The following is a 26,068-nucleotide window of genomic DNA, read 5'->3' as shown; positions in this document are numbered from 1 at the left end:
TTTTGACCGTTAATTTTTATCGAATCTGGGCTTCGTCTAAATGGCGAGCACCTTCCAGGATCATGCGAATCATAATCATGGTTTGTTCGGCAACTTCTTTGCGTTGTTCTGTCGGTAGATCAATGACTTTCGCACCCATGTTAAACACCAATTGGGTAATACCACGTGCCACGATGTCAGGATGAGCCAACTTACTCTGATTTAAACGTTCTAGTACGATTAAATCTTCTCTTAATTCTTGTTGGAAATAGTTAAGTTGACGCTCAACTGCATTTTTATAGGAATGCGAACCAGTATAGCCTTCACGAAGTAAAAGGCTTAAGTTGCCTTCATCGGCATCTAGCTGCTGAATAAATACTTCAACTGAACTACGAATAATACTGCTTTGGCGTGATGCCTGAAGGCGTGCTTCATGCAAAATTTGACGTAACACACCACCAGCTCGATCAATCAACTCAATGGCTAATTCATCAATATCTTTGAAGTGACGATAAAAACTATTTGGAGCAATGCCAGCTTCACGTGCAACTTCACGCAAACTCAGTGATGAAATACTTTTTTGTGGACCAATTAAATTAAGCGCTGCCTGAAACAGTTCTTCCTTGGTAATTGTTGCTTTACGACCTACAGTGCGAACTGCAAGTGGAGTTTCAGCTTCAGAATGTAATTCTTCCTGGTACATGTTAACCATATTCGTCTGTGCAGACTGAGTCATATTTTTTAATAGATTAAAAACATTAACATATTATAGCGTCTGCTAATAGCTTTTGTGAAAATGTCGATTAAATGCACAAGCGTATATACAAATATATATACATGTGTATAATAATTAAAACCTCCCATGAGTTGTATTTGATTATGCATGTACTCGAAAAAGCAAAAAAGCCTTTAAACGCACTCAAAGACAGTGTTATAGACGTCAATGCGGTGAATTTCTGGTTGCAGAAATTTAATCCGTTATGGTCTGGTAATCAGGCTCTCGGCAAAATTGTACAAAAAGAAAATGCAGCAAATGAGATGGTCAGCCTAACTATACAGGTGAACCGTTTATTTAAAATTGGCGAAGCTGGTCAGCATCATCCTGTTTTTGCTTGCGTAAATGGTATCCGTTACGAACGTACTTATAGTTTGACTCAGTTGGATGATCAACACGTATTACTTAGCGTAAAAAAAGTGAATACGGGTATTGTGAGTACATGGCTCGTAGAACAAGCGCAAGTGGGTGATATCTTAGAATTTGGTCAGCCTTTTGGTGATATGACTTTGGTGTCAAATTCTGCGCCGTTGCTACTATTGGCTGCGGGTAGTGGTATTACGCCAATGTTAAGTTTGTTGAAAGCGATGAGCAAAACTAAGCAAATTGCGGAGCAACCAATTCAGTTAATGTACTGGGTTAAGTATCACGATGATGCCGCATTCAAATTACGCTTCGAAGCTTTGGCAAATCAATATCCAAACTTTAAATTTCAAATTTTCTTTACCCAGGAAGAAGTTGCAGATCCACGATTAAATGCCGCTCACGCTGCTCAAATTGACGACATTGAGCACAGTACTGTGTTTGCATGTGGTCCATCGGGTTTCGTCACTCAGGCCGAAGCGTTATTTGATCATGCACAATGCTTTATGAGTGAAGCATTTAGCATGAGCCCAATTGCAACGGATGACATTGGCTTTGTGAATGTCACGCTTACACAATCCAATAAAACCGTCAGTATCCCAAAAGGCCAATCAATTTTAGCCAGTCTTGAACAGCAAAATATCAAACCAAATCACGGTTGCCGTATGGGCATTTGTAATAAATGTGCCTGCAACAAAGTTGAAGGTTCGACTAAAAATATGGTCAATGGTAGCCAAAATACAGAACCGGGTAATTTACTCAAAATTTGTGTGAACTCAGCACAGTCAGATCTCGTTATTGATTTATAAGGTAGAAAAAATATGAACATGCCTGTAAAAATTGAATATTTTAAAAATCCTAAAAACCGTGAGTTAACCCAATCGCAATTAGATGAACTTGCGCGTGAGCTTGACGCGATTAAGCAAGAAGTTTTAGATGACTTAGGTGAAAAGGATGCGAAATACATTCGTCGTGTGTATTCGACTATTCGATATTCATCTATGGCAGGTCGTGCATTATTGTTTGCAGGTTGGTTTCCGCCAGCATGGATTTTAGGCACAGGTCTTTTAGGTTTTGCCAAAATCATGGAAAACATGGAATTAGGTCATAATGTCATGCATGGTCAATATGACTGGATGAATGATCCTAAATTCAATGGTCAGACTTATGAATGGGATATCGTGGGTACTGCAGATAACTGGCGCCAAACTCACAATTTTAAACATCATACCTATACCAACATTAAAGGTATGGATGATGATATTGGTTATGGTCTCGTTCGTTTATTCCCAGAACAGCGTTGGAAGCCGGGCTATCTATTACAACCGATTTATAGCATTCCATTTTGCTTATTGTTCCAATGGGGTGTTGCCATTCAAAACCTTGAATTGGGTAAATACTTTAAAGGTCGCAAAACAAAACAGCAGACCAAAGAAGAATGGAAGCCAATGCAAGCCAAAATCGGCAAGCAATTATTTAAAGACTATGTGTTCTTCCCGCTTATTGCAGGGCCTGCAGCATTACCTGTGCTCACAGGGAACCTCGTTGCGAATGGTCTTCGTAATATTTGGACATTTAGTATTATTTTCTGTGGTCACTTCACCAAAGATGTTGAAGTTTTCCCGAAAAAAGTACTTGAAAATGAAAGCCGTGGACATTGGTACATGCGTCAAATCCGTGGTTCTTCAAACCTTACTGGTTCAGAAGCATTTCACATTTTGACAGGGCATTTAAGCCATCAGATCGAACACCATTTATACCCTGACGTTCCTGCACGTCGTTATCGTAAAATGGCGCCAAAAGTGCAGGCGGTCTGTGAAAAATATGGTTTGAACTATAACAACGCAAGTTTAGTGAAACAGTACGGCAGTGTACTAAAACGTATTGTGAAATATGCGTTTCCATTTAAAAAGTAATAAACGCTACACTAAATTTACGGGAAAAAAAGCCATGCAATTGCATGGCTTTTTTATATTAACTTTGGGGAAAATATTTATTTCAATTTTTGATATGTAATTTGAGGATCTTAATCAAATTCATATAATTTCCTTTTTTAGCCATACGAATGACCAATTCAATTTCTTCTTTCGTCCACATCTGGCGAGTGGCTGAGAAGGCAAATTGAGCAAGGAGTACAAATGGATTTTCGCCAAATTTAATATGGAGGCCTTTGACATATTTCGGTGGATTGAATTGATTCATATTCTTTTCCCGCTTTTAATATTTGACCGCATTATTTCTAATTAATGAGAAAAATAGCACACTATAAAGTCAAAATAAAAGCAGAATTTTCAAAATTTAATCATATATTAGAGCGACTTAAATTTAAGTTTGTGATTGTTAACTTTGATTAATAAACCAAACTAAATCACTCGACTTTAGTCGAGTTCAGGTAGGCGTTTATCCTTTCCATTCATGAAATGGTGGGTGGCCAATTCGAACATAGCGAGGTCTTCATCGCTATTTCCATAGGCATAAACATGCTCATAGTCTTGAAGGTTAAATTGCTCCAAAACGCGATTTTTCTTTTGCTCACCACTACAGTCTAAGGTTTCATATAAACCAGTCAGTTTTTGGTTATTGGTTGCAGTTTCAGTACAGATCAGTTTGACCCCGAGCTTTTCAGCCACAGGTTTAAGATATAAATCGACGGATGCAGAAACCAATACGACTTCATGACCGCGTTTTTGGTGTTGCTGTAATTGTTCATACAGTGAAGGATTGAGTTCTGCCATCAAATGTTCAGCATATTGCGCTGCTTGATTTAAAATGTGCTCATGATTGGCTTGGCTAAACATTGCGGCATATAGGCGAGGACGCATTGCATGTGCAGGATATAGCTTGAGATAATAGCCTTGAATCCAAGGGAGAATTTTAATCCCTTGGCGCACGATATGCCGTTTAGGCAGGGAATAGAAGATGAACCCTGTAAAACTGTCTTTATTACACAGGGTTCCGTCAAAATCAAATAAGGCTAAAGTTTTAGGTTTTTGATGCGGCGCATGCATGTTTGATAACGTCCATCGACTCGTGTGGCAAACCAATTGGTATTGTAATCACGGCTTAATTTTGGCCCCGAAATTACGACTTCAGGCATCATGGCATAAAACGGTTCTTTACCAGTCTTTTCTTGGTACAACTTTTTGACAGCTTTATACGTCAAAGTATCTTCAAAGTCCTGATCTTTTTCTTTTTTAAGATCTGAACGAATTTGACGTGGCGTCGCGATCACATTGTTTTCTGCAAAAACGGCAATCAGCGCGGTTTCAGACTGGCTTTTTGCAGAACGTGGAGAACCATCTTTATTATAAAGTAAGAGGTCACCATCTAAGCCGAGCTCAGCAGGGGTCAAGTCATTCAACATGCTTTGGAATGCCGCATTACGACTCGAATAACGACCCGAGTTATAATCTGCAAAACGATAAATCGGTTTGTCATACTCAGCCGGATACATCATTAAACGGTGGATGCCATAATACAAACCGCCATATTGGCTATACATGTCTGTGCGTAGTGCGGCAATATTTCCACCTTGGCGTTTGTGGTCTTTGGCATAGCCTATATGGACTTGCATCGAACCCAAAGTGGTAATGGGGTTGAGCTTTTCACCAATATCTTGTCCAACCAATTTCGCCGCGCCTGTTAACGCACTCACGTGATAGTGTTTAGACATATAGTCAAAAATTTCACGATATAGCTCGTCTAGCTCACGTTCAGTTTGAACGCGGCGCATTTGGCTCAAATAGTTATCTTCAGGACTCGGCTGATTTTTTAACACATCTTGGAAATAGCCAGCGACTGTACCACCGATGCCATCACCCAATTTATCTTTAAACTTTTCTTCAAGACGATCTTGAACTTCTTTAACGGCTTTTTCACCGAGCCCCGGCACATGCGGATCAGCAACAAAATTGGACTCTTGATCGACCACAGCAACAATCGTACAGACATTTTCTTTCGTGGTCGGAATACCGAGCTGATCACTAATGTCGTAGATATCATTGGCCCATGACAGACGTTCATTCACGCGAGGTGGAATGGCTTTTTTAATCTGTTCTGCTTCCATAGTGGGTTCATCTTTGCTCCACCATGAACCATTACCACAGGCAGCCAAGCCAATGGATAAAGCCAGTACAGAAAGGGATTTAAAGCATAATGTGGTCGAAAAAGTTTTGTTCATATTTTCCAATAAACTCAGCCATATGGGGGCGACAAAGCAGGAGCAGTATACTATGCAAAATACATAAGTAATGAATAAATATGTATATGCCTCATAGGGGACTGCCAATCTATTTATGGAGATCTACGCGTCTAAAAACAAGCAGTTTGGTTGGGATGATTGGAAAAAGAATGCTTTTTGAGCTAAATAGATGAATATTCCAATATCATTTTCAACAGATTATAAAAAATGAAGGTATATACTAGCTGAAATCCATAATTTTTTAAGGGGATTGTTATGCCTGCTAAATTTTTCAGTCGTTTCTTAGGTTTGATTGCGTTAGTTATGGTATTGGGGGTAATCGTTATAAACTTTGTTGTGGCTAAACCAATGGTGGAATATTGGATCTTACTCTTACTACCTTGTTTTGCAGTTCCAATTTTAACCTCAGTGATGATCACAAAGGATGAAAATCTTTAAGATCATCGTTCAGTAAATTTATATTTCAATCCAATAGATGATGAATACTCAGTCTGTGCAAAAAAGCTCACATCGGGTGGGCTTTTTTGTGAATTAGCCAAAAGTCTTTTATACTATGCAAATGAGAAGGTCAAAACGTCAGCAAAAATTAACAGCTTCAAAAGTTATTTGGTCAACTGAACAAGATGCCGAGTTGATCGAACATGTAGACTTAGCAATTCCTGAGTTAATCCAGCGCTTGGGATTTTGTGAAGAAGATATTTTGCAAAGAAAAGAAATATTAGGTTTAAACCGGCGGGCACGTCAAATTCAACGTTTATATTTTAAATAATTGAAGTCAAAATCATTGAAAACGGCGTAACACTTAAAATGCCTGTGAATTTAAAAACCACACAAACTGTGGGTTTTTAAATGTTTACTCAATTATTTTGCAACAGCTTCAGAAGCAGAGGCTACTTCAGTCGCGTCCTGAGCAACTTCAGTTGTTTGAACTTCAGATGCAGCAGCTTCAACTTTTTGTTCTTCAGCAGCAAATGTAGTTGCAGCCGCCGTAGAGATAAGTACAGCAAAAAGTGCTTTATTTAAAGTTTTCATGATTCAATCTTCAGTCTATTTTTGGAAAAAACAACTTAATGTATTAATCATGAGAAACGTGTAATTAAAATAGATTGTTCTGTGTCCAACTTGTGAATTTCAACGAAAAAATTATTAAAATAAATCAGTATTTTGAAGTCTATCACAAAATAAAATGTGCCATTCAATTGCCGTTTATTATTTGAAAGCTTTAAAAAGAAAAACCCGAATAAATCGGGAAGTATATTTTACGTTGTTATTACAGCGAAACTTACCCACTTTTCGCTTAATTACAATTTATCGCTGAAATATGACGCCATGATGAAAGGGAGATTATTCAGCAGGGCATTCAATTTTGAGTTTTTCTTTGTAATAGTCCTGTGCGATCTTCAAGTCGTTCAACATTTTATCTTGAGTATAGTCTTGGGCTGCGAGTTTGAGCATGGCAGGCATGTAGTTAGTTTTATATTCATGAGGGTAGTCATGACATAAGACTTGGGTTTTTTCCTTAATAGATGTGCTTGGGGCATCTAAAACATCAAGGTATTGACTGATTTGCGCATCTGACTGCTCAAATTGTTGAGTCGCTTGTTCCGTTGTTAAATCAGCGTTTTGGCTTTCAGCTGCAGCCACCTCGTCATTCGGTTGTTGGCAGGCAGTCAGAATAGTAGCGAAAAATATAAAAGAGAGAATTTTCAATTTATTCATAAAGTTCAACTCACAGATGTGAATTTATCGGGTTTAAGTTTTCAATGATTTTAGTAGTATCCCTCTATAGTAACACCTGTACAGGCAGATCTGCTGAAAGTCTGATGTTGAATCGATAGTGTGTTAACTACATGGCTGATGCATAAGTTTCAACGACTCTTAAGCAAAAGCGTAGAAATTTTTGTTTGGAATTACTAAACTATCGCATTGCAAATTTGCCGTCCAATTCCGAAGCTTCAAATTCCTCAATTCAATCGTTGAGCAATGTTGATATTCATTGTCATCATTCAATTGCATAATCATTGCCATGAAACGTTTTTACGCTCAACAGATTTTGCGAACATACATTTGAATTTAGCATTGTTAAAAGTGGATTCGAAGATTTCGAATGTGGTTCGGGTATCATTTGCTAAATATAGCTAGAGGTTAAAACATTGAGTCAACATCCTGTCATTCAAGAATTATTCGATCGTCCCATCGAGAGAAAACTGTGGGTGGCACCTATGGCAGGTGGGTTAGATTACGTTACTATTTACAATAACATCCAATTTAATGAGTATAAATAGTGCATTATCTAACCAAAATTATTAACGGACTAACAATTTGCTTCCTAGCATCAGTGAATTGCTATGCTAAAGATGAACCATCAAATGCTAATAATGTAATTGAATTTAAGTGGTACGAAGCCAAAAATTATTACAACAGAATAATGAGAGAGTCTAGAGAAGCCAAAAGGAATGATAGTGATTGTGAGAAAAAACTGGATAGCTGTGATAAAGATATGAAAAGCTATCTTTATTACCCGAAAGCATTAGCTGACGCAAAAGCTCGCTTAGAAGCAGCTGAAAGTAAACTATATGAGAAAATATCATTAGAATTTAATGCAGAGAATGCTGGGGTTCAGAAAGATTAATACTTTTATAAGAAGCGGCGTAATCAGAAAAGTCTTGTCGCGTTAAATAATAGATATTCTTTTCAGAAATATCTAAACTAGCGATATGCTGTAGTGCTCCTGTTTTTGTCCTAGCAAAACTGTCCGCCTCATCCAAATACTGAAATATGAATTCTCTGAGTGTTTTTGCTTAAGTTGCACCTCAGGGTTCAACATTTTTTCAGGGTGCAATTCAATTTCTGCCTCTGCGCGTTTAATCCACTCATCAGCCAAAGACTTTTAGCTAAATGTTTTGGATTGCTTGAATTCTGGGTAGCCTTGAAGTTGTACGCGGACTTGAGCTCTATACCGAGTTGTACTGTCTTTTGTTTGTCGCTTAGTGACTGTACCTATAAATTTGCAACATTGAAATTTCGTGGTGCAAATAGGTTGCAACTAAAGAGCATTAAAAGTCAATACGAAGCGACTAAACGAAGTTAAACGAGGTTAAAAGATTTTGAGTAAAAACAATGTCATTCAAGAATTATTCGATCGTCCCATCGAGAGAAAACTGTGGGTGGCACCTATGGCAGGGGTTACAGATCGCCCATTTCGTACACTTTGCAAATACTTTGGCGCAGGTCATGCTGTCAGTGAAATGATGACGGCAGATAAGACCTTACGCATGAGTAAAAAGAGTCTTTATCGTGCCAATTTTGATGGTGAGATAGCACCTATCTCAGCTCAAATTGCAGGGTCAGATCCAGCTGAACTGGCTGAAGCCGCTCGCTTTCAAGTGGCAAATGGTGCGCAAATTGTCGACATTAATATGGGATGTCCGGCGAAGAAAGTTTGTAATAAGTTGGCAGGTTCTGCGCTGCTCAAAGATGAAGATTTGGTGGCCCGCATTTTAGATGCTGTGGTTGATGCAGTTGATGTACCCGTGACTTTAAAAACCCGCTTGGGCTATCTCAATGGTCATGAAAACATTATGCGCGTTGCGAAACGTGCCGAAGAAGCTGGCATTGCTGCATTGGCACTTCATGGTCGTACACGTGAAGATATGTATCTGAATACGGCGCGTTATAGCTTAATTAAAGATGTGAAATCGTTGATCAATATTCCTGTGATTGCCAATGGTGATATTGATACACCTGAAAAAGCCAAATATGTACTGGATTATACTGGTGCTGATGCAGTCATGATTGGTCGTGCAGCTCAAGGTCGCCCATGGATATTCCGTGAAATTGGACATTACCTGACGACAGGTGAGCATATGGCGGCGCCAAGTATTATGGAGGTTCGTGACGTATTGCTTGGACATTTGTCTGAATTATATGGTTTTTATGGTGAATATTCAGGTTGTCGAATTTCACGCAAACATATTGCTTGGTACACCAAGGGTTTACGCTCTAGTAATGAGTTCCGCCAAAATATGTATAAAGTTGAATCTACAGCAGATCAATATAAAGTCGTCGAGGACTATTTCAATCACTTACTTGATCATGGTCAGATCATGAGTGATGTTCAGGTTGATCAGGTCAATTTGCTTGAAACCAAATAACTTAAAGCCAAACGAAATAGATCTGTGCAATTCGATGCAAAGTAAGTCGATTTAAGCTAGTTAGATTGATTTGAAATATGTAGATAATAAAAAGCCCTCAATGTTGAGGGCTTTAGTGTAGGCATTCATGATTGAATGACGCGTTGAGCTAAGTATTAGTTAAAGCGCATTTCTAAAACCAATTGATTGATCAAGTCGGGTGCTTCCAATTCACGTATTTGAGAGACATTGGTTCCTGCCCAAAATGCACCATATTCATGTACGCCATGTTTACTTGCTGCTGCATGTAATTGTTTGCCTAAATCATAGCTATATGGGTAAGCCGGGACGGTCGGGCGAGTCGGTGTGTCAATATCTGTGTGCCAGTTATTGATAATGCCACGAGCAGGGCGGCCTGAAATACTTGATGTAATCTGCGTGATGGGTGCATCAAATAATGCTTTGCGATAAGCTTCATTTGCATTTGATGTTTTGCATTGCACAAAAGCAGTGCCCAATTGAACAGCATCTGCACCCAACTCCATAATTTGATAGGCCTGATGTCCATTCATAATACCACCAGCCGCAACGACTGGACATTGAATATGGCGTTTCAAGAGCTGAACCAAGTCACGTGTCTTAACGCTGCTATCAAAGTTTTCATTGAAAATGCCACGGTGACCACCAGCTTCAATACCTTGAGCAATCACGATATCAATGCCTGCAGCTTCGATCAGTTTAGCTTCTGCTAAGTTGGTTGCAGAAACTAGAGTCAAAATACCCGCTTGTTTCAAGGCTTGGATTTGATGTGGATGTGGAATACCAAAATGGAAGCTTACCGCTTGAGGGCGCGTTTCCAGTACGAGGTTTAGAAAATGGTCATTGTCTTTAAAGCTTGGATAAATACAGTTCAGTGCTTCTGGAGCTTCTGCATTATATTGAGCAAAGCGTGATTTAAATTGCATGATCCATTTGGCAGCAACTTGTTCATCGAGTTCTACTGTGTCATGACAAAAAAAATTGACCTGAAAAGGTTGTTCAGTGAGTTCTTGAGTTTGTAATATTTGTTGACGTGCATTCTCAACACTGCTTGCACCTAAACCCAGTGAACCAAGTCCACCTTGATTTGACACTTCTGCAGCAAGTTCAGGTGTAGAAACACCTGCCATTGGGGCAAGAAATATAGGGTGTTTGATGCCAAGTTTTTCTAATAAAGTCATGTGCATACTCCAATCACTCTAAATACTTTGCCCAAGCGAGTGAAATTAAGCAAATAATATTCGTTATTTCTTATCAAAATGGTCTTATGCTTACACGAAAGTTGTACTTGAAATTAAGCGACACCTCGTGTCGTAGTAATGATGTATGACCCGACTTTTGAGGTGGAACCTTTTAAAATAATGCTGTGTTCACTTTAAATTTTATAATTCTCCCATGTCTGAACGTATCCGTGAAAAACTGCAAATTTTAGCCGATGCTGCCAAATATGATGTCTCATGTTCTTCGAGTGGTAGCAAGCGTCAAAATAAAGACAAAGGTCTGGGTAATACTGGAAACGGTATTTGCCATAGCTATACAGAAGATGGCCGCTGCGTTTCGTTATTAAAAATTCTATTTTCTAATGTCTGTATTTTTGACTGCGCATATTGTGTGTCCCGTCGAAGTAACGACGTAAAGCGCGCAGCATTTACGGTACAGGAAGTGGTCGATTTGACTATGAATTTTTATCGTCGGAACTATATTGAGGGGCTATTTTTAAGTTCGGGGATTTTTAAATCTGCGGATTACACCATGGAACGTATGTTGCAGGTGGTAAAAAAACTGCGTTTAGAAGAAAATTTTAATGGTTATATTCATCTGAAGACCATTCCGGGGGCATCTCAGGAAATCATTACCGAAGCAGGTTTATATGTCGACCGTATGAGCATTAATTTAGAAATGCCGACAGAAGATGGTTTAAAAAAATTTGCACCTGAAAAAAGTCATGTTGAAGTCCAAAAAGATTTAGGTATCGTGCGAGATCGTTTGATTCAATTTAAAGATGAACGAAAAATAATACGCACAGTTCCTAAATTTGTACCCGCAGGACAAACGACGCAAATGGTGGTGGGCGCACATCAAGAGTCTGACCGTGATGTAATACTGATGGCAGACCGTCATTACAAAGAGTTTAAGCTCAAGCGTGTGTATTATTCGGGTTATATTCCAATTAATGAAGAGGAGCGTGCGCTGCCAGCTGTGGGGTCTGCGCCACCTTTATTACGAGAAAATCGGCTGTATCAAAGTGACTGGTTAATGCGTTTTTATGGATTTGAAGCGACAGAGTTGGTCGATGAAGAACATCCAAATTTAGAATTGGACATTGACCCTAAATTAGCGTGGGCACTGCGTCATCCCGAGCAATTTCCCGTGGATATCAATCGTGCTGAATATCAAATGATCTTACGTGTGCCGGGCATCGGTGTGCGTTCTGCTAAAAAAATTGTTCAAGCACGACGTTTTGGTAAAATTCATATCGACCAATTAAAACGTATGGGTATTTCCTACAATAGGGCGCAGCACTTTATACGCTGTGAAGATTCACCTAAATTTATTCGTGAACAACAGCCTCATCAAATAAGACAGCAGATTTTGCAAAGTGGCCAGTCGAAATATACGCAGCAAATTTCTCCACAATTGAACTTAGGTTTTTAGGATACAATCGTGAGTATTTATGTCTTTGATGGCACGATGACAGGATTGTTAAGTTGTGTTTTTCGGGCCTTTCAATTTAAGCAATTTGACATTCAGATTTGTACAGATGGGCAAGTGCAGGCAGGTCTTTTCGCCGAAGTCATTGATGTGGCTAGTCACGATGAACAAGCACAGCGGGTATGGCAAGGATTAAAGCTTAAAGCATCTGAAAGTGCTTTGAAGCAGTTTTATTATGCGTTTTTATCCGAGCAGCAGCAGGCTTTTCAGCATTGTTTTAATTTTGTGATTTATGTGTTCCAGCAACAGCGTGATGTGTCTAAAAACTATGGCTATGCTGATGTATTAGGGATGAGCCAATGGGCGAAGCAAGTGGGGCGTGAAAAGCACCGAATGGAAGCTTTTGTGCGCTTTAAAAAATGTCAGGATGGCTTGTTTATCAGTTTAGTCTCACCTGACTTTAATGTATTGCCTTTGATCGAACGACATTTTAAATCACGCTATCAAGATCAACGTTGGCTGATTTACGATGAAAAACGCAATTATGGCATTTATTATGATTTAAAACTGGTGCATCAAGTGGATATGGATGCCACAACCATAGATAGGCAAATACAATCAGGCCATAGTCAATCCTTTAATATCGAACTGGATGATGATGAGGTTTTGTATGATCAGCTTTGGAAAGATTATTTTAGAAGTGTCAATATTGAAGCCCGACGTAATATGAAATTACATGTGCAGTATGTGCCACGTCGTTATTGGCGTTATATGAATGAGAAAGTAATTTAAGTGCGAATCATCTGGCTATTTCGGGCATAATGATTGCGCTTTTGATTGTTTAAGTGAGACCTTGATGAAATTATTTCTTGTTACGACCGTTCTGACGACAATGGCATTAACGGCGTGTTCTGCAAATAAGCAAGAAAAGAAAACATTCAATCCACAAAGTTATCAAGTTGCCGATACAGCGGGATTACAACAACGCTTTGAACAATTAAATCAGACTCTAGCAGCTGATTTTAGCCAACTAAAAAAAGTAGAAAGTATGGCTTTTTCAGATCAATCCGCTTTAGATGTTCAGAACTTAAAAACTTTAAATCAGCATTTTGTTGCTAATACCGCTTTAAAAAGCTCCAAAATTGCCTATTGCGAAGTAATGAATCATTATTTTTCTGAAATGTATCATCTCGGACATGTGAACTTGGCCTTGGTGAAAGACGTTAAACTGCCAAATGCCGCAAACGAAGATTTGAGTCAGGTATTTGCGAATGCAGACCAATTTTATGATTTTATTATCAACCGCTATACCACATACAAACAGGCACAAGAAACCATGCAATATGGTTGTAATCTAAAAGGCGCACTGAAAGATTAAAAAAAGCCCCTCATTTGAGGGGCTTTTTATTTCACAGAAATTAGCAGCCTGTTAGTTTTTCAGTTTGTGGACGTTCGCCGGGGAAGAAGATTGGACGTAGTTTGACGCCAATACCGTTCCCAATGAAGGCAAATACTAACCATAACCAACCGTGTAAACTGCCTGAAGCAATACCGCTGAAATACGCACCAATGTTACAGCCGTATGCTAAACGTGCGCCATAACCCAACATCAAACCACCGATAATAGCCGCTAGCAGTGAACGTTTTGGAATATTAAAGTTTGGTGCAAATTTACCAGCTAGGCTCGCTGCGAGTAAGGCACCGAGCATGATGCCGAAATTCATCATAGACGTGATATCAAACCATAATGATTCGGTCAGTGCTTTGGCATTTGCAGGTTGCTGCCAATATGCCCAAGATGCAACATCAATCCCCATAACACTTGCTGATTTTGCGGCCCAAACGGCTAAGGCAGAGGTCACGCCCCAAGGACGGCCTGCAAGTGCGAGTGTGGCAAAGTTCAGTAAAGTTAGGATAATTCCGCCCCAAACCAATGGCCATGGTCCACGTAGAAAACGTTTCCAGCCGTGTTGCATTGCTTGCGGCTCAACCTCAAGCTGACCATGGCGTTTCTTTTCAAAGTAAACTGTTGCTGCGGCAATCAATATAAAGAGCACAAAGTTTAATGCCAGTGCAGGGACTACACCAAAGCTTTTGACTAAAGAAATCGGCTCAAAGTGGGGAAGGTCAAACCACCATTGAATATGTGAAGTTGCAATCAGTGAACCTGTACAGAAGAAGATCAGCGTTACAATCATACGTGCGCTACCTGCGCCCACAGTGTACAGAGTGCCTGATGCACAGCCGCCGCCAAGTTGCATACCAATACCAAAAATAAAGGCACCGATCATCACGGACATTGAAACAGGATTAACGTTACCTTTGACTGGGTTGCCAAATAGTTCACCCGCACCTAAAGCTGGGAAGAAGAGCAGTACAGCCAAAGCCAACATGATCATTTGTGCACGCAAGCCACGACCACGACGTTCTTTAATGAATACACGCCAACTCGAGGTAAAACCAAAAGACGCATGATAAAGCGTCATACCCAAAGCACCACCAATTAAAAATAGCAATGCTTGGTTAACGCCTACAACGAGATAAGCACCAAGGGTACCTAAAATTAATAAAACAAAAGCCACCCAAATCGATACATTTGATCGATTGGCTGGCGCAGCAATAACAGACATGGAGAAAAAAGCTTAAAAAATGTATCTCTATTTTACGGTTTTTATATATTGTAAAAATGAATATTGTTGAAAAATCACACAATCATTGCTGTGTATAATTGATTTAATATATATAAAAAACTGATAAAGCGAGCGTTAAACTGGATTTACATTAAATAAAGAACCAATCCAGCTAGAAAAAAGCATGGCTGCAATGCCCCACAGAGCAACACGTATACTGCCTTTCAACATAGAAGTGCCTGCTGCATAACTAGCTAAGGCACCGAGGAGTGCTAGGGAAATCACGCCAACGGCCATAACGGTTTTTTCAATATGCATGTCAGCACTGATCAAGATCGCAACCATCGGAAATAGTGCACCAATTGAAAATGCTAAAGCCGATGAGAGTGCTGCTTGAACGGGTTTTGCTGCGGTATTGTCATGGATTCCAATTTCATCTCGTGCATGGGCCTCTAGTGCATCATGGGCCGTCAATTGGACTGCGACTTCATGGGCCAGTGTAGGCTCTAAACCACGTTGAATATAAATTTGGGTAAGTTCTTTAAGTTCTAGCTCAGGGTTCTTTTGTAGTTCTTTATGCTCCATGTGAAGATCTGCTTTTTCGACGTCTTCTTGAGATTTCACAGAGATATATTCTCCCGCCGCCATAGAGGTTGCACCAGAGATGAGTCCTGCAATGCAGGTAATGAGTAAGGTATGGCTAGAAGCACCACTTGCAGCCATGCCCATAATTAAACTAGTAACGGAGATAATGCCATCATTTGCACCGAGTACAGATGCACGTAGCCAACCTGTACGTTCCATAAAATGTTTTTCGGCATGATGTGAGTAAGACATTATTTTCTCTAAGTTTGTTATTTATATGACCTCATAAGATTGACCTGACATCAGTTAAATTTCAAGTTAAAAATGGATTGAACCAACACTTTGAACAAAAGACAAATATAAAAAAAAGCACCCGAAGGTGCTTTTTTTAAAGAATGCTTATTGTTGCGCTTTTTCTTTCACGTTTGCTGCACCTTGCTCAACAGCACCTGCTGTTGCAGCAGTCGCGTCTTTAGCTGCTTCTTTTGCATTGTGTGCAGCAGCTTCAGCATTTTCTGCAGCATTGTCAGCTGCTGTCGCAGTTGCAGTTGCAGCATTATCTACAGCAGTAGCTGTTGCAGTTGCTGCTTCTGAAGTTGCATCAGCGATGTCATGGCCTGCTTGGTCAGCAGCGTTTTCTAGGTGTTCACCAGTTGTTGCACCTGTTTCCGGCGCTTTGTCTTTATTACAGCCAACAAGTGCAACAGTCGCAGCCAAACCTAAAGCAACAAGTAATTTATTCATTTTGATCTTTCCTTTTTTTGTTATGCCCGTAGCATGGGCTGAATTTATATTAGCTGAAAAAATATTCAAAAATCGATCAAAAATTGTTGATTTAGTGTAATTTTATCCAGCTTATTTTGTAGTTTGAAAGGGTTTATATCTGCTTATGGCGTTAAGGGTTTTGACTAAATAATCCTTCAATTGAAGTCACAAGTAGATAGATAAATTCACTGTCTTCATGGCGCCATAAATATATTTCTTCCCCTAATTGCGTATCGTCTACCGTGCGCATCAATAAATAATCGCCATCGCCGTTATGCGCAATAGCAATGCTGTTTTCAGGGAAGTCTTCAATTTCACTTATAGTTTGATGTTCTGCGGCTAGATGATTCGTTGTACGTTTTATTCTTTTCACATCGCTGGTGTCTTGGAAGGGAAAAAGCCACCAAGCTTCGATGTCATCACCATCTTTAAATTCATCCGCGCTAGAAAAGCTAATGCCGAATTCGCCACCATTTTCAATTTGCATTTTGGCTTTATATTTTTGTGGAAACTTAAATCCTAATTGTTCTTCAGTTGCAGTAATAAATTTTAAGTCTAATGGAAAGTGCATGATGTTGTTCTTAAATTATTTTGGTGATTTATGAATAAGCTAGGCGTAAATTTTAGTCAATATTTTTTTACACTAGTTATTTTTATCCTAGATGTTTTTGTTATGGACATACGGGCCATAAAAAAGCCTGCAATCAATGCAGGCTTTTTTGAGAAATTAATCTACTAAGATTAAAGACCAGCAGATGCTTTAAGCGCTTCCACTTTGTCAGTTTTTTCCCATGTGAATGCGGTATCAGAACCTTCACGACCAAAGTGACCATACGCAGCAGTTTGTTGGTACATCGGTTGGATCAAGTTCAACATACGAGTAATACCGTATGGACGTAAGTCAAAGTGTTCACGTACAAGTGCAATAATCAAATCTTCAGATACTTTTGCAGTATTGAATGTGTTGATCGAGATAGATGTTGGTTCTGCAACACCAATCGCATATGACACTTGAATTTCACATTTGTCAGCTAGACCAGCAGCCACAATGTTTTTAGCAACATAACGGCCTGCATAAGCAGCAGAACGGTCCACTTTTGATGGATCTTTACCAGAGAACGCACCACCACCGTGACGAGCCATACCACCGTAAGTATCTACAATGATTTTACGGCCTGTTAAACCACAGTCGCCTACAGGGCCGCCAATGACGAACATACCTGTTGGGTTGATATGGAATTTAGTGTCTGCATGGAACATTTCAGCAGGAATCACTTTTTTCACGATTTCTTCAATTACCGCCTCTTTCAATTGAGCTTGGGTAATTTTTGGATCGTGCTGAGTCGAAAGTACAACTGCGTCTAAGCGAACTGGCATGCCGTTTTCATAAGCAAATGTTACTTGGCTTTTTGCATCAGGACGTAACCAAGCAAGTTTGCCTTGTTTACGTAGTTCAGCTTGTTTTTCCATTAAGCGATGCGCATATGAAATAGGTGCTGGCATAAGCACATCAGTTTCACGGCTTGCATATCCAAACATTAAACCTTGGTCGCCTGCACCTTGATCTTCAGGTTTTTGACGGTCTACACCTTGAGCAATTTCAGGTGATTGTTTACCGATCATGTTGATCACGGCACAAGTTGAACCATCAAAGCCAAGATCTGAATGGTGGTATCCGATACCATTTACGGTATTACGAACAATCGCTTCAAAGTCAACATTTGCAGTTGTTGTGATTTCACCGGCAAGTACAACCGCACCCGTTTTTACAAGCGTTTCACAAGCAACCCGTGCATATGGGTCTTCTTTTAAGATTGCATCCAAAATAGCATCACTGATTTGGTCAGCCATTTTATCCGGATGGCCTTCGCTTACAGATTCCGAGGTAAATACAGCGTACTCGCGCATAAGTCCTATCACAGTTAAATTTAAAGACGCAATATGTTACATCGAGAAAGCGTTTAGGACTAGCTTAACATGACCAAATTGGATGAAATTAATTCATTTCAATGACTTTTTAATTGATATAGGCATCTAAAAAATTGATATGAGCAATGGATTTCTCAATTTAATTTTTTATGATGAGATAAAACAGAGATATTTTGTTTTGGCACAAGCAACAATGTGATTAGGCGTTAAAATGCCTAAAGTGGCATTTTAAGTGAATCAATTATAAGAAAAAATCAAATCAATATCCTGAGATTTATCAATAATGAATGTCATGAACTGCCAGAATATGACTGTAAACGACAATTATTCGTTTAATTTGAAAAATAAAACACAATAAGTACGCGCTTTTGAGACTTGGTACGCAAATTGCCTATTTGTCATTACGTTGAATGGGGGAAACGTAATGAAACAGTCTGGTTTTACACTCATTGAAATCATGACGGTAGTGGCAATCATCGGCATTTTGGCTGCAATTGCTACTGTATCTTACAATGGCTATGTCGATCGAGCGCAAGTGGCTGAAGTTTTAACAATGATTTCATCCTATAAATTGAAACTGATTGAAAATTATTCAGCAGAACAAAGCTGCATAGATTTGAATACAGCGCTGAATAAAAGTATCAGTACCAAATATATTGCGAGTAGTGAAATTACTGATGTGGCAGGAACGTGTTCAGTGGTTTTTACGTTTAAATCAACAGATGTCAATTTTGCTCTTCGCTCAAAGCAGATCTATTTTAGTATTCCAGATGGTTTAAATGGTGCTTGGAATTGTCAATCGGATGATATTTCGCAGCGAAATTTACCTGCTACATGTCGTGGGATCTAAAGTATTGAATGTGAAACCGTGAGTATATTGGATCAGTGCTGATTTCACAGGGATGAGTATGCTCTTAGAGTTTAATAAACATTCATAAGTTTCTTTATTGATTATATTTCATATTTCTAATGGTCATTTATTTGGATCGGCTTTGGCTGCTATTTATATTCACAATTTCCATTCGATGTATTGGACTTTTATCAATTACGAAGCGTTTGCTTTCGCCACTAAACTCTAAATATGCATTGCGCTGTCATTGATTCGCCATATAAAAGCGTCACTGTATACAAAATAAACGACATGCATAGGCTTGAAATTGTGCAATAAGCGCCCAAAATACAGGTGGTGCAGGAATAATTAGCGAAAATTTGCCCCTGAGGCTTTACCCATTCCGCTTTTTTTAAGACAATATGCGCATCTTTGAATTCTTATTCATCTTACTCTTTTAAACCATTTGTTTGGACTCTGACCTATGACAACCCCGCTTAACGAACGTCGTATTGCAAACGCAATTCGTGTATTGGCAATGGATGCTGTGCAAAAAGCAAATTCAGGACATCCAGGTGCTCCAATGGGGATGGCAGATATTGCTGATGTGGTATGGCGTGAATTCCTCAACCACAACCCTGCAAACCCACAATGGGCAAACCGTGACCGTTTCGTATTGTCAAACGGCCATGGCTCTATGTTGCAATATGCGCTATTGCACTTAACAGGTTATGACCTGTCTATTGAAGATTTGAAATCTTTCCGTCAATTGCATTCTAAAACGCCAGGTCACCCAGAATTGGGCTATGCACCGGGTATTGAAACAACGACTGGTCCATTGGGTCAAGGTATTGCAAACGCTGTAGGTTTTGCACTTGCTGAAAAAACTTTAGCGGCTCAATTCAACAAAGAAGACATCACAGTTGTAGATCACAACACATACTGCTTCTTGGGTGACGGTTGTTTAATGGAAGGTGTTTCTCACGAAGCTTGTTCATTGGCAGGTACTTTGGGTCTAGGTAAATTAGTTGTTTACTACGATGACAACGGCATCTCGATTGACGGTGAAGTGGAAGGTTGGTTCTCTGACGACACAGAACAGCGTTTCTTGGCATACGGTTGGCAAGTGCTTAAAGTTGATGGTCATGATGCAGATGCAATCCGTGTGGCAACTGTTGAAGCAAAAGCTGAAACTGCGAAACCAACCTTAATTATCTGTAAAACTATTATTGGTTTAGGTTCACCAAACAAACAAGGTAAAGAAGATTGCCACGGTGCGCCGCTTGGTAATGATGAAATCGCTTTAACTCGTGAAGCTTTGGGCTGGACAGAAGGTCCATTTGAAATTCCTGCTGATGTTTATGCAGCTTGGGATGCAAAAGCCAAAGGTACTGCTTCTGAATCTGCTTGGAACGACACATTTGCTGCTTATGCTGCTAAATATCCAGCAGAAGCAGCTGAACTAAAACGTCGTCTTTCTGGTGACCTTCCTGCTGACTTCGCAGCAAAAGCGGATGCTTATATTGCTGAAGTAAATGCTAAAGCTGAAACAATCGCTACTCGTAAAGCTAGCCAAAATGCCATTCAAGCATTTGCACCACAGCTTCCAGAAATTCTAGGTGGTTCTGCTGACCTTGCAGGCTCTAACCTGACTTTATGGAAAGGCGCAGAAGGCGTTGAATCTAACCCAGCGGGTAACTACGTTCATTACGGCGTACGTGAATTCGGTATGACTGCGATTGCTAACGGTGTTGCACTTCATGGCGGTTTCGTTCCTTATGTAGCAACATTCCTGATGTTTATGGAATATGCGCGTAATGCAGTACGTATGTCTGCATTGATGAAACAGCGTGTGATTCATGTGTATACCCATGACTCAATTGGTCTAGGTGAAGATGGTCCTACACACCAACCTGTAGAGCAAATTGCATCTTTACGTGGTACACCAAATCTGAACACTTGGCGTCCATGTGACACTGTAGAAGCGTCTATTTCTTGGAAATCTGCGCTGCTTCGTTCAGAAGGCCCTACAGCATTAATCTTCTCTCGTCAAAACTTGCCATTCCAAACTCGTACAGCAGATCAAATTGCTGACGTTGCGAAAGGCGGTTATGTACTTGCAAAAGAAAAAGGCGAATTGAAAGCAATCATTATTGCGACTGGTTCAGAAGTTTCATTGGCAATGGATGCTTACGCACAGCTTGACGGCGTACGTGTTGTTTCTATGCCATGTGCTGAAGAATTCGTAAAACAAGACGCTGCTTACCGTGAAGCGGTTCTTCCTGCTGCGATCCGTGCGCGTGTTGCTGTTGAAGCTGCGCATGTGGACTACTGGTGGAAATTTGTAGGTCTTGATGGCCGTGTAATCGGTATGACGACTTACGGTGAATCTGCTCCAGCAAAAGACTTGTACAAACACTTCGGTATCACAGCTGATGCTGTTGTTGCTGCAGTGAAAGAAATTACCGCTTAATCTATAAAGATTAACAGTAAAAAAGACGCCCCAGAGAAGGGGCGTTTTTTATTGCAGAGATTAAATATATTTTTTAATTGTGAAATAACGATTTGTAACGAATGAATTAAAGCATTGGTTTAAAATTAATTCATTCATGCAGTATTCAGCCACGGGTGCAATGTTGCCCCAAGTGAGGAAACGATGAGCCTTTACGATCAGATAAATGATGAAATTGTACTGATGGATGCTGGTGAACAGAAATGGATAGGCACGGACTTAGAGCTTGAAGCCATGGTTGCAGTAGAATTGATGTTGCAAGATTTGCAAGAAGACAAAGTGATTAAGATTCGCCGTAAGAACCATGAAAAGCATACAGGTTTAAAGCAGGTAGATCGGATCTTGGTTGAAAAGCTATAAGCTGAATGGTTAAAAAGTCCGAATCTTCGGGCTTTTTATTTGTCTATTGTATTTATAAAACAGATAAGAAAACGTTCTTTCAAGACTCATCATGTTTAAAAAGAGCGCATAAAATACAGTGTTTTCAACACAAAAAGCTTTATTTCAGTTATAAAAATCCAGTGATCATTTAAAAAAGACATTGAACGTGCAAATACAAATTAAAAATTTAACTGAAATTTCAAAAAGCCAATGGCAGCCGCTCTGGGAGCTGTATTTAGAATTTTATAAAAGTCAGGTGGCGGATGCAGTGACCGAGCGAACATGGCAAAGGTTACATGCTGCTGAGTGCGAACATATGTATGGCTTTGCAGCCGTAATTGAACATCAAGTGGTTGGGATCGTGCATGTCATTGAACATGAGAGCTGCTGGACATTGCAGCCTTATGCCTATTTGCAAGATTTATATACGCTTGAAGAATATCGCGGGCAGGGTATTGGCAAGGCGCTGATCGCGAAAGTGAAAGAATATTGTGATCAGCGGCAGTGTGACCGTGTGTATTGGCTTACGCATCAGGACAATGAAACAGCACAAAAGCTGTATGATCAAATCGCGAGAAAAACTGGGTTTATCCAATATCGCTGTCATTAACTTAATGTAAAAGGCCATTCCAAATCAACAGCAGCTCTTGCGTGAAGAGCTGCTGCATCTAAGTATTAAGCTGAAACTTTAAAGTTTTTAGCTGAGTCTGCATCTTGCTGAATGATCCATTCTCCGCCTACGCGGAAAGATGATGCTGAAGCATAGGTATCTTCCATGAATTGGAAATAGCTGATTAAACCATTTTGAACTTTGGCTTTGATTGAAAAAGGCGAGGTAAATGTATTTTTAGCATACACTGAGGTGTAGGTGAATTGACCAAATACAGCTACGGTTTCATCTTCAGCGATCATATCCGTGATTTGAAAGTCATCGATATTCCAGTAAGTGCCGACATTGGCAAAGGTATATATATAAATGTCTCTACCTGTGCCAGACCCAGCCCATGGCTCAATTTGTTTCAGTTCTGGGTTGCTAAAGTTAAGGGAAACATATGCTGCGTCTTCGGCTACCAGTAGCTGAGTTGCATTTTCAATGAGTTCTTTTGAAGTATTCATAAGAAATGCCAAAACCACATCTTTGGGTGTTTTAGTGTTTAAGGCTTTTTCAATAGCCAGCGATTGTTCTGTCATTTTTCGGTACTCAGATTTTTATGATGTCTAAAAATCTTAAGTGGATTTGTATTGAAAACCTACGACTCAGATGGGTTGATGTTTCCTAAATTTAGGATAAATAGCTCATAGCCTAAATTAATTATTTGAAATATATGGGAAATTTAATAATTGAGAGTAGTTGTGGATGCTGCTACAGATTTTACAAAACTATCGTTCTAAACATGCAACAAAACGTTTTATCTTTAAAGCTGTAATACGGCTAAAAATCTATAGACTTAATGGTATTCGAAAGTGAGATAAAAACATGAACTTTAAAGCATTAACAATCGGTTTGGCGGTAGCATCAGTTACAACAATTTCTATGGCAAAACCTGTTGCCTATCAAATTGATCCTACTCATACAGCAACAGTATTTACTTGGAATCATTTTGGTTTCTCAACGCCTTCTGCAAACTTTAGTGACATTCAAGGGACAATCAATGTCGATAATGCAAAACCTGCAAATTCGTCTGTGAATGTGACGATTCCATTATCGAGCTTAAATACCAATGTCAAAGCATTAGATGATCATTTAAAAACAGCTGATTTCTTTGATGCTGAAAAATATCCAAATATCACGTTTAAAAGTACAAAAGTTCAAGCGATCAGCAAAACTAAATACAAAATTACGGGTGATTTAACAGTTAAAAATGTGACTAAACCAGTGGTATTGGACGCTGTATTGAACAAGCAAGCCGTTCATCCAATGACTAAGGCTGAAACGATTGGTTTCAATGCAACGACTTCTTTTGATCGTTCAGCATTTGGTGTCGGTGCATATGTACCAAATGTAGGCGACAAAATTACGGTAAATATTACGACTGAAGCCGCTGTGTCTACAGCAAAGGCAGCAGCGAAATAAGATTTAGCTTCCTCAGCTAAGTTAGGAAAGCACCCATTTGGGTGCTTTTTTATGTCTCGTAGATGAGTATTTGATGAGTGGTCAATCGCGATTGAGCAGCAATAGGCAGCCAAAACTGATGAAAATTCCACCGGTAATGGCGTCAATTTTTTTACTAAATTTTTGATAGTAATGGGTCATTTTAGGTGTTGAGAATAAGACCGCAACCAATGCAAACCAAATCAAACTTTCAATAAAGACTAAAGCCAATAAAGAGCTTTGATCAAAAATGCTGACCTTTGCACTGATCCCAATGGAAAATACACTAGTGAAATAAACCAATGCTTTAGGATTGGCCATATTGGTCAAGAAACCTTGGAATAACAGCGTCAAAGGCGATTTTTTCTGTATGGCTTGCTCGGTTGGTTTTGTTATTGTGCCGAGGTCTTTACTCCACGCGGACTTTAATAACTGAGAACCTAAATATAAAAGATATAGACCACCCAAAATCATGAGGCATTGTTGTAACCAAGCCATTTTTTGAAATAGAAAATGTAAGCCACTTATTGCACAAATTGACCAAACTAAAATACTGAGTGATATACCTAATGCGGCAAATAATGCATGTGATCTGGATTGTCGAATAGCACTTTGAGTGACAAAAAAGAAGTCTGGGCCTGGGCTGATGAGAGCAAAAAAGTGGATGAGCGCAATGCTGAGTAAGGGAGTCATTCTAATGGCTTATACGTTTTGAAGTGCAACTGTTATAAGCCATTTAGCTTTAAATTAATAGCTGTTTTAAAGCTCAAGCTGTTGTAAGAATTGTTGCAAAATAAGGGGAGCAACACGTTCTAAATGAGGTGCATGTTGTTGGCTTTCCATGCGTAAATTTGGGATGTTAATTTGTGCTTTATGCAGTTCACATGTATGCCCAATTAGCCATTTTTCCATGGCCTGTGTTTCTGCTTCAATATGAAACTGTAGAGCTAGAATATTGGGCCCATAGCTAAACGCTTGATTTGGATAAATTGCTGAGCTGGCGAGTAACTGTGCATTTACAGGTAAATCAAAGGTATCACCATGCCAATGCAGTACAGGCACTTGATCTAATGGCGCTAATATATTGTGAGTAATATCATCAAGTTCTAAGTTGCTCCAACCGATTTCTTTGCTATGACCTGCATAAACTTTCGCTCCCAATGCATGCGCAATTAGCTGAGCACCTAAGCAAATGCCTAAAGTCGGTAAATTACTCTCTAAACGTACTTTAAGTAAGTCTATTTCTTTTTGTAGGAAAGGGTAGTCATTAGTTTCATAAACTCCGATCGGGCCGCCCAAAATGATGGTAAGCCCTGTATGTTGCATAGCTTTACTGAGGTCATCGATACCAGCTTCGAAGTATCTCACCCGATAACCCAGTTGATAAAATACATCTTCCAATGAACCCAAATCTTCAAATGCAAGGTGTTGAATGACGTAAATGGTTTCGTTTAATGCAGTACTCATAGGGATTTTTCAGGATTAAAATTTCAAAATAGAATGTAGCTTGAATTGTCGGAGATTAAAAAGGAAAACTGTAAATTTTTCACAATTGCGAAAAGAGATAAATATAGAAGTTGGCTGAAGCATATTTTTTTTTCTTTGAATGATTAGGTTCGATCGTTGAACTTAGCATTTAAAACCTTTGTATTGTGAATTAGGGGATTCCCGAAAGGCTTTATTGGTAAAATTTATGAGAAAAAGTGCATGAAATTTTGATAAAGCTTTGGTTTAGTATAAAAAAAAGATGAAAAACCAATGGAAAAGCGTTTAGAGATGCGTATGATGAAATCTTCGACAAACAACAGTTCATTTTTCTTTTAATATCATCACATAATTAGATAACTGATTTTAAAAGTAAAAAATATAAGCCAGGGAACTTGTATGCAGTCAAAACATAATCGAGATGCCAGTCTCTTGCATGCGATACATAAAATTTTATTGAAGGAATGGGACCCTTTAGGGATTCGCCGTATTCCTGCTTTACGTGATGAATATGATGATTATTTGCCCAATATTTTTAAATTAATTCAAGAGGATTCAAGTGAATCAGAAATTTTTGAATATTTATGGTGGGTTGAGCAAAAGGTCTTAGAGAAAAAAGGGCAGAAGGAACATACCCTAAAAATTGCGAAAATGTTGAAGGCAATTGAGCGCTAGTTTGCGGTCGTGTACGCATAAAAAAACCGATTCGTTGTCCGTA

Annotated in this window: 30 protein-coding genes and 2 pseudogenes; 16 read left to right on the top strand and 16 right to left on the bottom strand. The window is 39.2% G+C overall.

What is annotated here, in order from left to right; all coding sequences use genetic code 11:
* Positions 1-16: 16 nt before the first annotated feature.
* A complete protein-coding gene (fabR, locus tag G0029_RS09505) occupies positions 17-691 on the bottom strand; it encodes an HTH-type transcriptional repressor FabR (RefSeq protein WP_372491111.1) in 675 nt (224 codons plus the stop codon).
* Between the two features lie 167 nt (positions 692-858).
* Here fabR and G0029_RS09500 point away from each other — a divergent pair, with 167 nt between their 5' ends.
* Together G0029_RS09500 and G0029_RS09495 are read left to right on the top strand one after the other, a co-directional pair.
* Positions 859-1,926 carry a ferredoxin reductase gene (locus tag G0029_RS09500; protein WP_180106577.1) on the top strand — a complete coding sequence of 356 codons (1,068 nt, stop codon included), beginning with the start codon at positions 859-861 and terminating at the stop codon, positions 1,924-1,926.
* Positions 1,927-1,938: 12 nt separating this feature from the next.
* Positions 1,939-3,033, top strand: a complete 1,095-nt coding sequence (locus tag G0029_RS09495; RefSeq protein WP_078193588.1) for a fatty acid desaturase family protein — start codon at positions 1,939-1,941, stop codon at positions 3,031-3,033.
* Positions 3,034-3,115: 82 nt separating this feature from the next.
* On the opposite strand, the gene G0029_RS09490 is transcribed toward G0029_RS09495, so the two are convergent.
* From G0029_RS09490 to G0029_RS09480, 3 genes are all read right to left on the bottom strand, one after another.
* Entirely contained in the window at positions 3,116-3,319 is a 204-nt protein-coding gene (locus G0029_RS09490) for a hypothetical protein (protein WP_180003812.1), read from the bottom strand.
* Between the two features lie 176 nt (positions 3,320-3,495).
* Positions 3,496-4,125, bottom strand: coding sequence for an HAD-IB family hydrolase (locus G0029_RS09485; RefSeq protein ID WP_180106575.1), 630 nt, complete (start codon positions 4,123-4,125; stop codon positions 3,496-3,498).
* Positions 4,092-5,297, bottom strand: coding sequence for a DUF1615 domain-containing protein (locus G0029_RS09480; protein ID WP_180003816.1), 1,206 nt, complete (start codon positions 5,295-5,297; stop codon positions 4,092-4,094). The genes G0029_RS09485 and G0029_RS09480 overlap by 34 nt, the downstream gene beginning before the upstream one ends.
* A 276-nt stretch (positions 5,298-5,573) precedes the next feature.
* Here G0029_RS09480 and G0029_RS09475 point away from each other — a divergent pair, with 276 nt between their 5' ends.
* Positions 5,574-5,756 carry a hypothetical protein gene (locus G0029_RS09475; protein ID WP_180106573.1) on the top strand — a complete coding sequence of 61 codons (183 nt, stop codon included), beginning with the start codon at positions 5,574-5,576 and terminating at the stop codon, positions 5,754-5,756.
* A 121-nt stretch (positions 5,757-5,877) separates the two neighbouring features.
* A complete protein-coding gene (locus tag G0029_RS09470) occupies positions 5,878-6,087 on the top strand; it encodes an acyl-CoA thioesterase (protein WP_180106726.1) in 210 nt (69 codons plus the stop codon).
* A gap of 92 nt (positions 6,088-6,179) precedes the next feature.
* Here G0029_RS09470 and G0029_RS09465 read toward each other — a convergent pair whose 3' ends face one another.
* Both G0029_RS09465 and G0029_RS09460 read right to left on the bottom strand, forming a co-directional pair.
* Entirely contained in the window at positions 6,180-6,350 is a 171-nt protein-coding gene (locus G0029_RS09465; protein ID WP_180023844.1) for a hypothetical protein, read from the bottom strand.
* A gap of 312 nt (positions 6,351-6,662) precedes the next feature.
* Positions 6,663-7,037, bottom strand: a complete 375-nt coding sequence (locus tag G0029_RS09460; RefSeq protein WP_180106571.1) for a hypothetical protein — start codon at positions 7,035-7,037, stop codon at positions 6,663-6,665.
* 565 nt (positions 7,038-7,602) lie between these two features.
* Here G0029_RS09460 and G0029_RS09455 point away from each other — a divergent pair.
* Positions 7,603-7,950 carry a hypothetical protein gene (locus G0029_RS09455; RefSeq protein ID WP_180040079.1) on the top strand — a complete coding sequence of 116 codons (348 nt, stop codon included), beginning with the start codon at positions 7,603-7,605 and terminating at the stop codon, positions 7,948-7,950.
* A 16-nt stretch (positions 7,951-7,966) separates the two neighbouring features.
* On the opposite strand, the pseudogene G0029_RS18280 reads toward G0029_RS09455, so the two are convergent.
* A pseudogene (locus G0029_RS18280) lies at positions 7,967-8,322 on the bottom strand (site-specific integrase); the annotation flags it as partial.
* A 172-nt stretch (positions 8,323-8,494) separates the two neighbouring features.
* Between G0029_RS18280 and dusB the strand changes: the two are divergent.
* The gene (gene dusB, locus G0029_RS09450; protein ID WP_265088160.1) at positions 8,495-9,472 is read left to right on the top strand and encodes a tRNA dihydrouridine synthase DusB; all 978 of its coding nucleotides are present in this window, start codon (positions 8,495-8,497) and stop codon (positions 9,470-9,472) included.
* Between the two features lie 155 nt (positions 9,473-9,627).
* Here dusB and G0029_RS09445 read toward each other — a convergent pair whose 3' ends face one another.
* Positions 9,628-10,671: an NAD(P)H-dependent flavin oxidoreductase gene (locus tag G0029_RS09445; protein WP_180106567.1), complete on the bottom strand. Its 1,044-nt coding sequence runs from the start codon at positions 10,669-10,671 to the stop codon at positions 9,628-9,630.
* Positions 10,672-10,885: 214 nt separating this feature from the next.
* Between G0029_RS09445 and G0029_RS09440 the strand changes: the two genes are divergently transcribed.
* From G0029_RS09440 to G0029_RS09430, 3 genes are all read left to right on the top strand, one after another.
* Complete coding sequence (locus G0029_RS09440; protein ID WP_180106565.1) at positions 10,886-12,145, top strand: putative DNA modification/repair radical SAM protein; 1,260 nt, start codon at positions 10,886-10,888, stop codon at positions 12,143-12,145.
* Between the two features lie 9 nt (positions 12,146-12,154).
* Positions 12,155-12,934: a TIGR03915 family putative DNA repair protein gene (locus tag G0029_RS09435; protein WP_180109724.1), complete on the top strand. Its 780-nt coding sequence runs from the start codon at positions 12,155-12,157 to the stop codon at positions 12,932-12,934.
* 64 nt (positions 12,935-12,998) lie between these two features.
* Positions 12,999-13,520, top strand: a complete 522-nt coding sequence (locus tag G0029_RS09430; protein WP_180106561.1) for a hypothetical protein — start codon at positions 12,999-13,001, stop codon at positions 13,518-13,520.
* Positions 13,521-13,560: 40 nt separating this feature from the next.
* On the opposite strand, the gene G0029_RS09425 is transcribed toward G0029_RS09430, so the two are convergent.
* From G0029_RS09425 to metK, 5 genes are all read right to left on the bottom strand, one after another.
* Entirely contained in the window at positions 13,561-14,772 is a 1,212-nt protein-coding gene (locus G0029_RS09425) for a YeeE/YedE family protein (RefSeq protein WP_180106559.1), read from the bottom strand.
* Between the two features lie 135 nt (positions 14,773-14,907).
* Positions 14,908-15,609: a VIT family protein gene (locus G0029_RS09420; protein WP_180106557.1), complete on the bottom strand. Its 702-nt coding sequence runs from the start codon at positions 15,607-15,609 to the stop codon at positions 14,908-14,910.
* 147 nt (positions 15,610-15,756) lie between these two features.
* On the bottom strand, positions 15,757-16,101 hold the full coding sequence (locus G0029_RS09415; RefSeq protein WP_078188782.1) for a hypothetical protein: 345 nt from the start codon (positions 16,099-16,101) through the stop codon (positions 15,757-15,759).
* 151 nt (positions 16,102-16,252) lie between these two features.
* Entirely contained in the window at positions 16,253-16,693 is a 441-nt protein-coding gene (locus G0029_RS09410; RefSeq protein WP_180106555.1) for an SMI1/KNR4 family protein, read from the bottom strand.
* A gap of 170 nt (positions 16,694-16,863) precedes the next feature.
* Positions 16,864-18,030: a methionine adenosyltransferase gene (gene metK / locus G0029_RS09405; RefSeq protein ID WP_078188779.1), complete on the bottom strand. Its 1,167-nt coding sequence runs from the start codon at positions 18,028-18,030 to the stop codon at positions 16,864-16,866.
* A 445-nt stretch (positions 18,031-18,475) separates the two neighbouring features.
* On the opposite strand from metK, the pseudogene G0029_RS18570 reads away from it, so the two are divergent.
* From G0029_RS18570 to G0029_RS09385, 5 genes and pseudogenes are all read left to right on the top strand, one after another.
* Positions 18,476-18,557, top strand: a pseudogene (locus G0029_RS18570) (prepilin-type N-terminal cleavage/methylation domain-containing protein); the annotation flags it as partial.
* A gap of 47 nt (positions 18,558-18,604) precedes the next feature.
* Positions 18,605-18,901, top strand: a complete 297-nt coding sequence (locus tag G0029_RS09400; protein WP_413782960.1) for a pilin — start codon at positions 18,605-18,607, stop codon at positions 18,899-18,901.
* 463 nt (positions 18,902-19,364) lie between these two features.
* Complete coding sequence (gene tkt / locus G0029_RS09395) at positions 19,365-21,353, top strand: transketolase (RefSeq protein ID WP_180106553.1); 1,989 nt, start codon at positions 19,365-19,367, stop codon at positions 21,351-21,353.
* A gap of 183 nt (positions 21,354-21,536) precedes the next feature.
* Positions 21,537-21,752 (top strand): hypothetical protein, encoded by a 216-nt coding sequence (locus G0029_RS09390; protein ID WP_078188774.1) that lies wholly within the window; start codon positions 21,537-21,539, stop codon positions 21,750-21,752.
* Between the two features lie 187 nt (positions 21,753-21,939).
* Positions 21,940-22,383: a GNAT family N-acetyltransferase gene (locus tag G0029_RS09385; RefSeq protein ID WP_227591806.1), complete on the top strand. Its 444-nt coding sequence runs from the start codon at positions 21,940-21,942 to the stop codon at positions 22,381-22,383.
* Between the two features lie 65 nt (positions 22,384-22,448).
* Here the strand turns inward: G0029_RS09385 and G0029_RS18275 are convergent, their stop codons facing one another.
* Positions 22,449-22,964: a nuclear transport factor 2 family protein gene (locus G0029_RS18275; protein ID WP_227591805.1), complete on the bottom strand. Its 516-nt coding sequence runs from the start codon at positions 22,962-22,964 to the stop codon at positions 22,449-22,451.
* Between the two features lie 286 nt (positions 22,965-23,250).
* Here G0029_RS18275 and G0029_RS09375 point away from each other — a divergent pair, with 286 nt between their 5' ends.
* Positions 23,251-23,847, top strand: a complete 597-nt coding sequence (locus G0029_RS09375) for a YceI family protein (protein WP_078188771.1) — start codon at positions 23,251-23,253, stop codon at positions 23,845-23,847.
* A gap of 81 nt (positions 23,848-23,928) precedes the next feature.
* Here the strand turns inward: G0029_RS09375 and G0029_RS09370 are convergent, their stop codons facing one another.
* Entirely contained in the window at positions 23,929-24,558 is a 630-nt protein-coding gene (locus G0029_RS09370) for a LysE family transporter (protein ID WP_078193572.1), read from the bottom strand.
* Positions 24,559-24,624: 66 nt separating this feature from the next.
* Positions 24,625-25,332, bottom strand: a complete 708-nt coding sequence (locus tag G0029_RS09365; protein ID WP_078193571.1) for a glutamine amidotransferase — start codon at positions 25,330-25,332, stop codon at positions 24,625-24,627.
* Positions 25,333-25,749: 417 nt separating this feature from the next.
* Between G0029_RS09365 and G0029_RS09360 the strand changes: the two genes are divergently transcribed.
* Positions 25,750-26,025: a hypothetical protein gene (locus G0029_RS09360; RefSeq protein WP_078193570.1), complete on the top strand. Its 276-nt coding sequence runs from the start codon at positions 25,750-25,752 to the stop codon at positions 26,023-26,025.
* Positions 26,026-26,068: the final 43 nt, after the last annotated feature.

The sequence above is a fragment of the Acinetobacter sp. YH12138 genome, from assembly GCF_015218525.1.
GTDB lineage: Bacteria > Pseudomonadota > Gammaproteobacteria > Pseudomonadales > Moraxellaceae > Acinetobacter > Acinetobacter amyesii.
The sequence above is the reverse complement of the archived record's forward strand: the minus strand, read 5'-3'. Positions and strand labels throughout refer to the sequence as shown.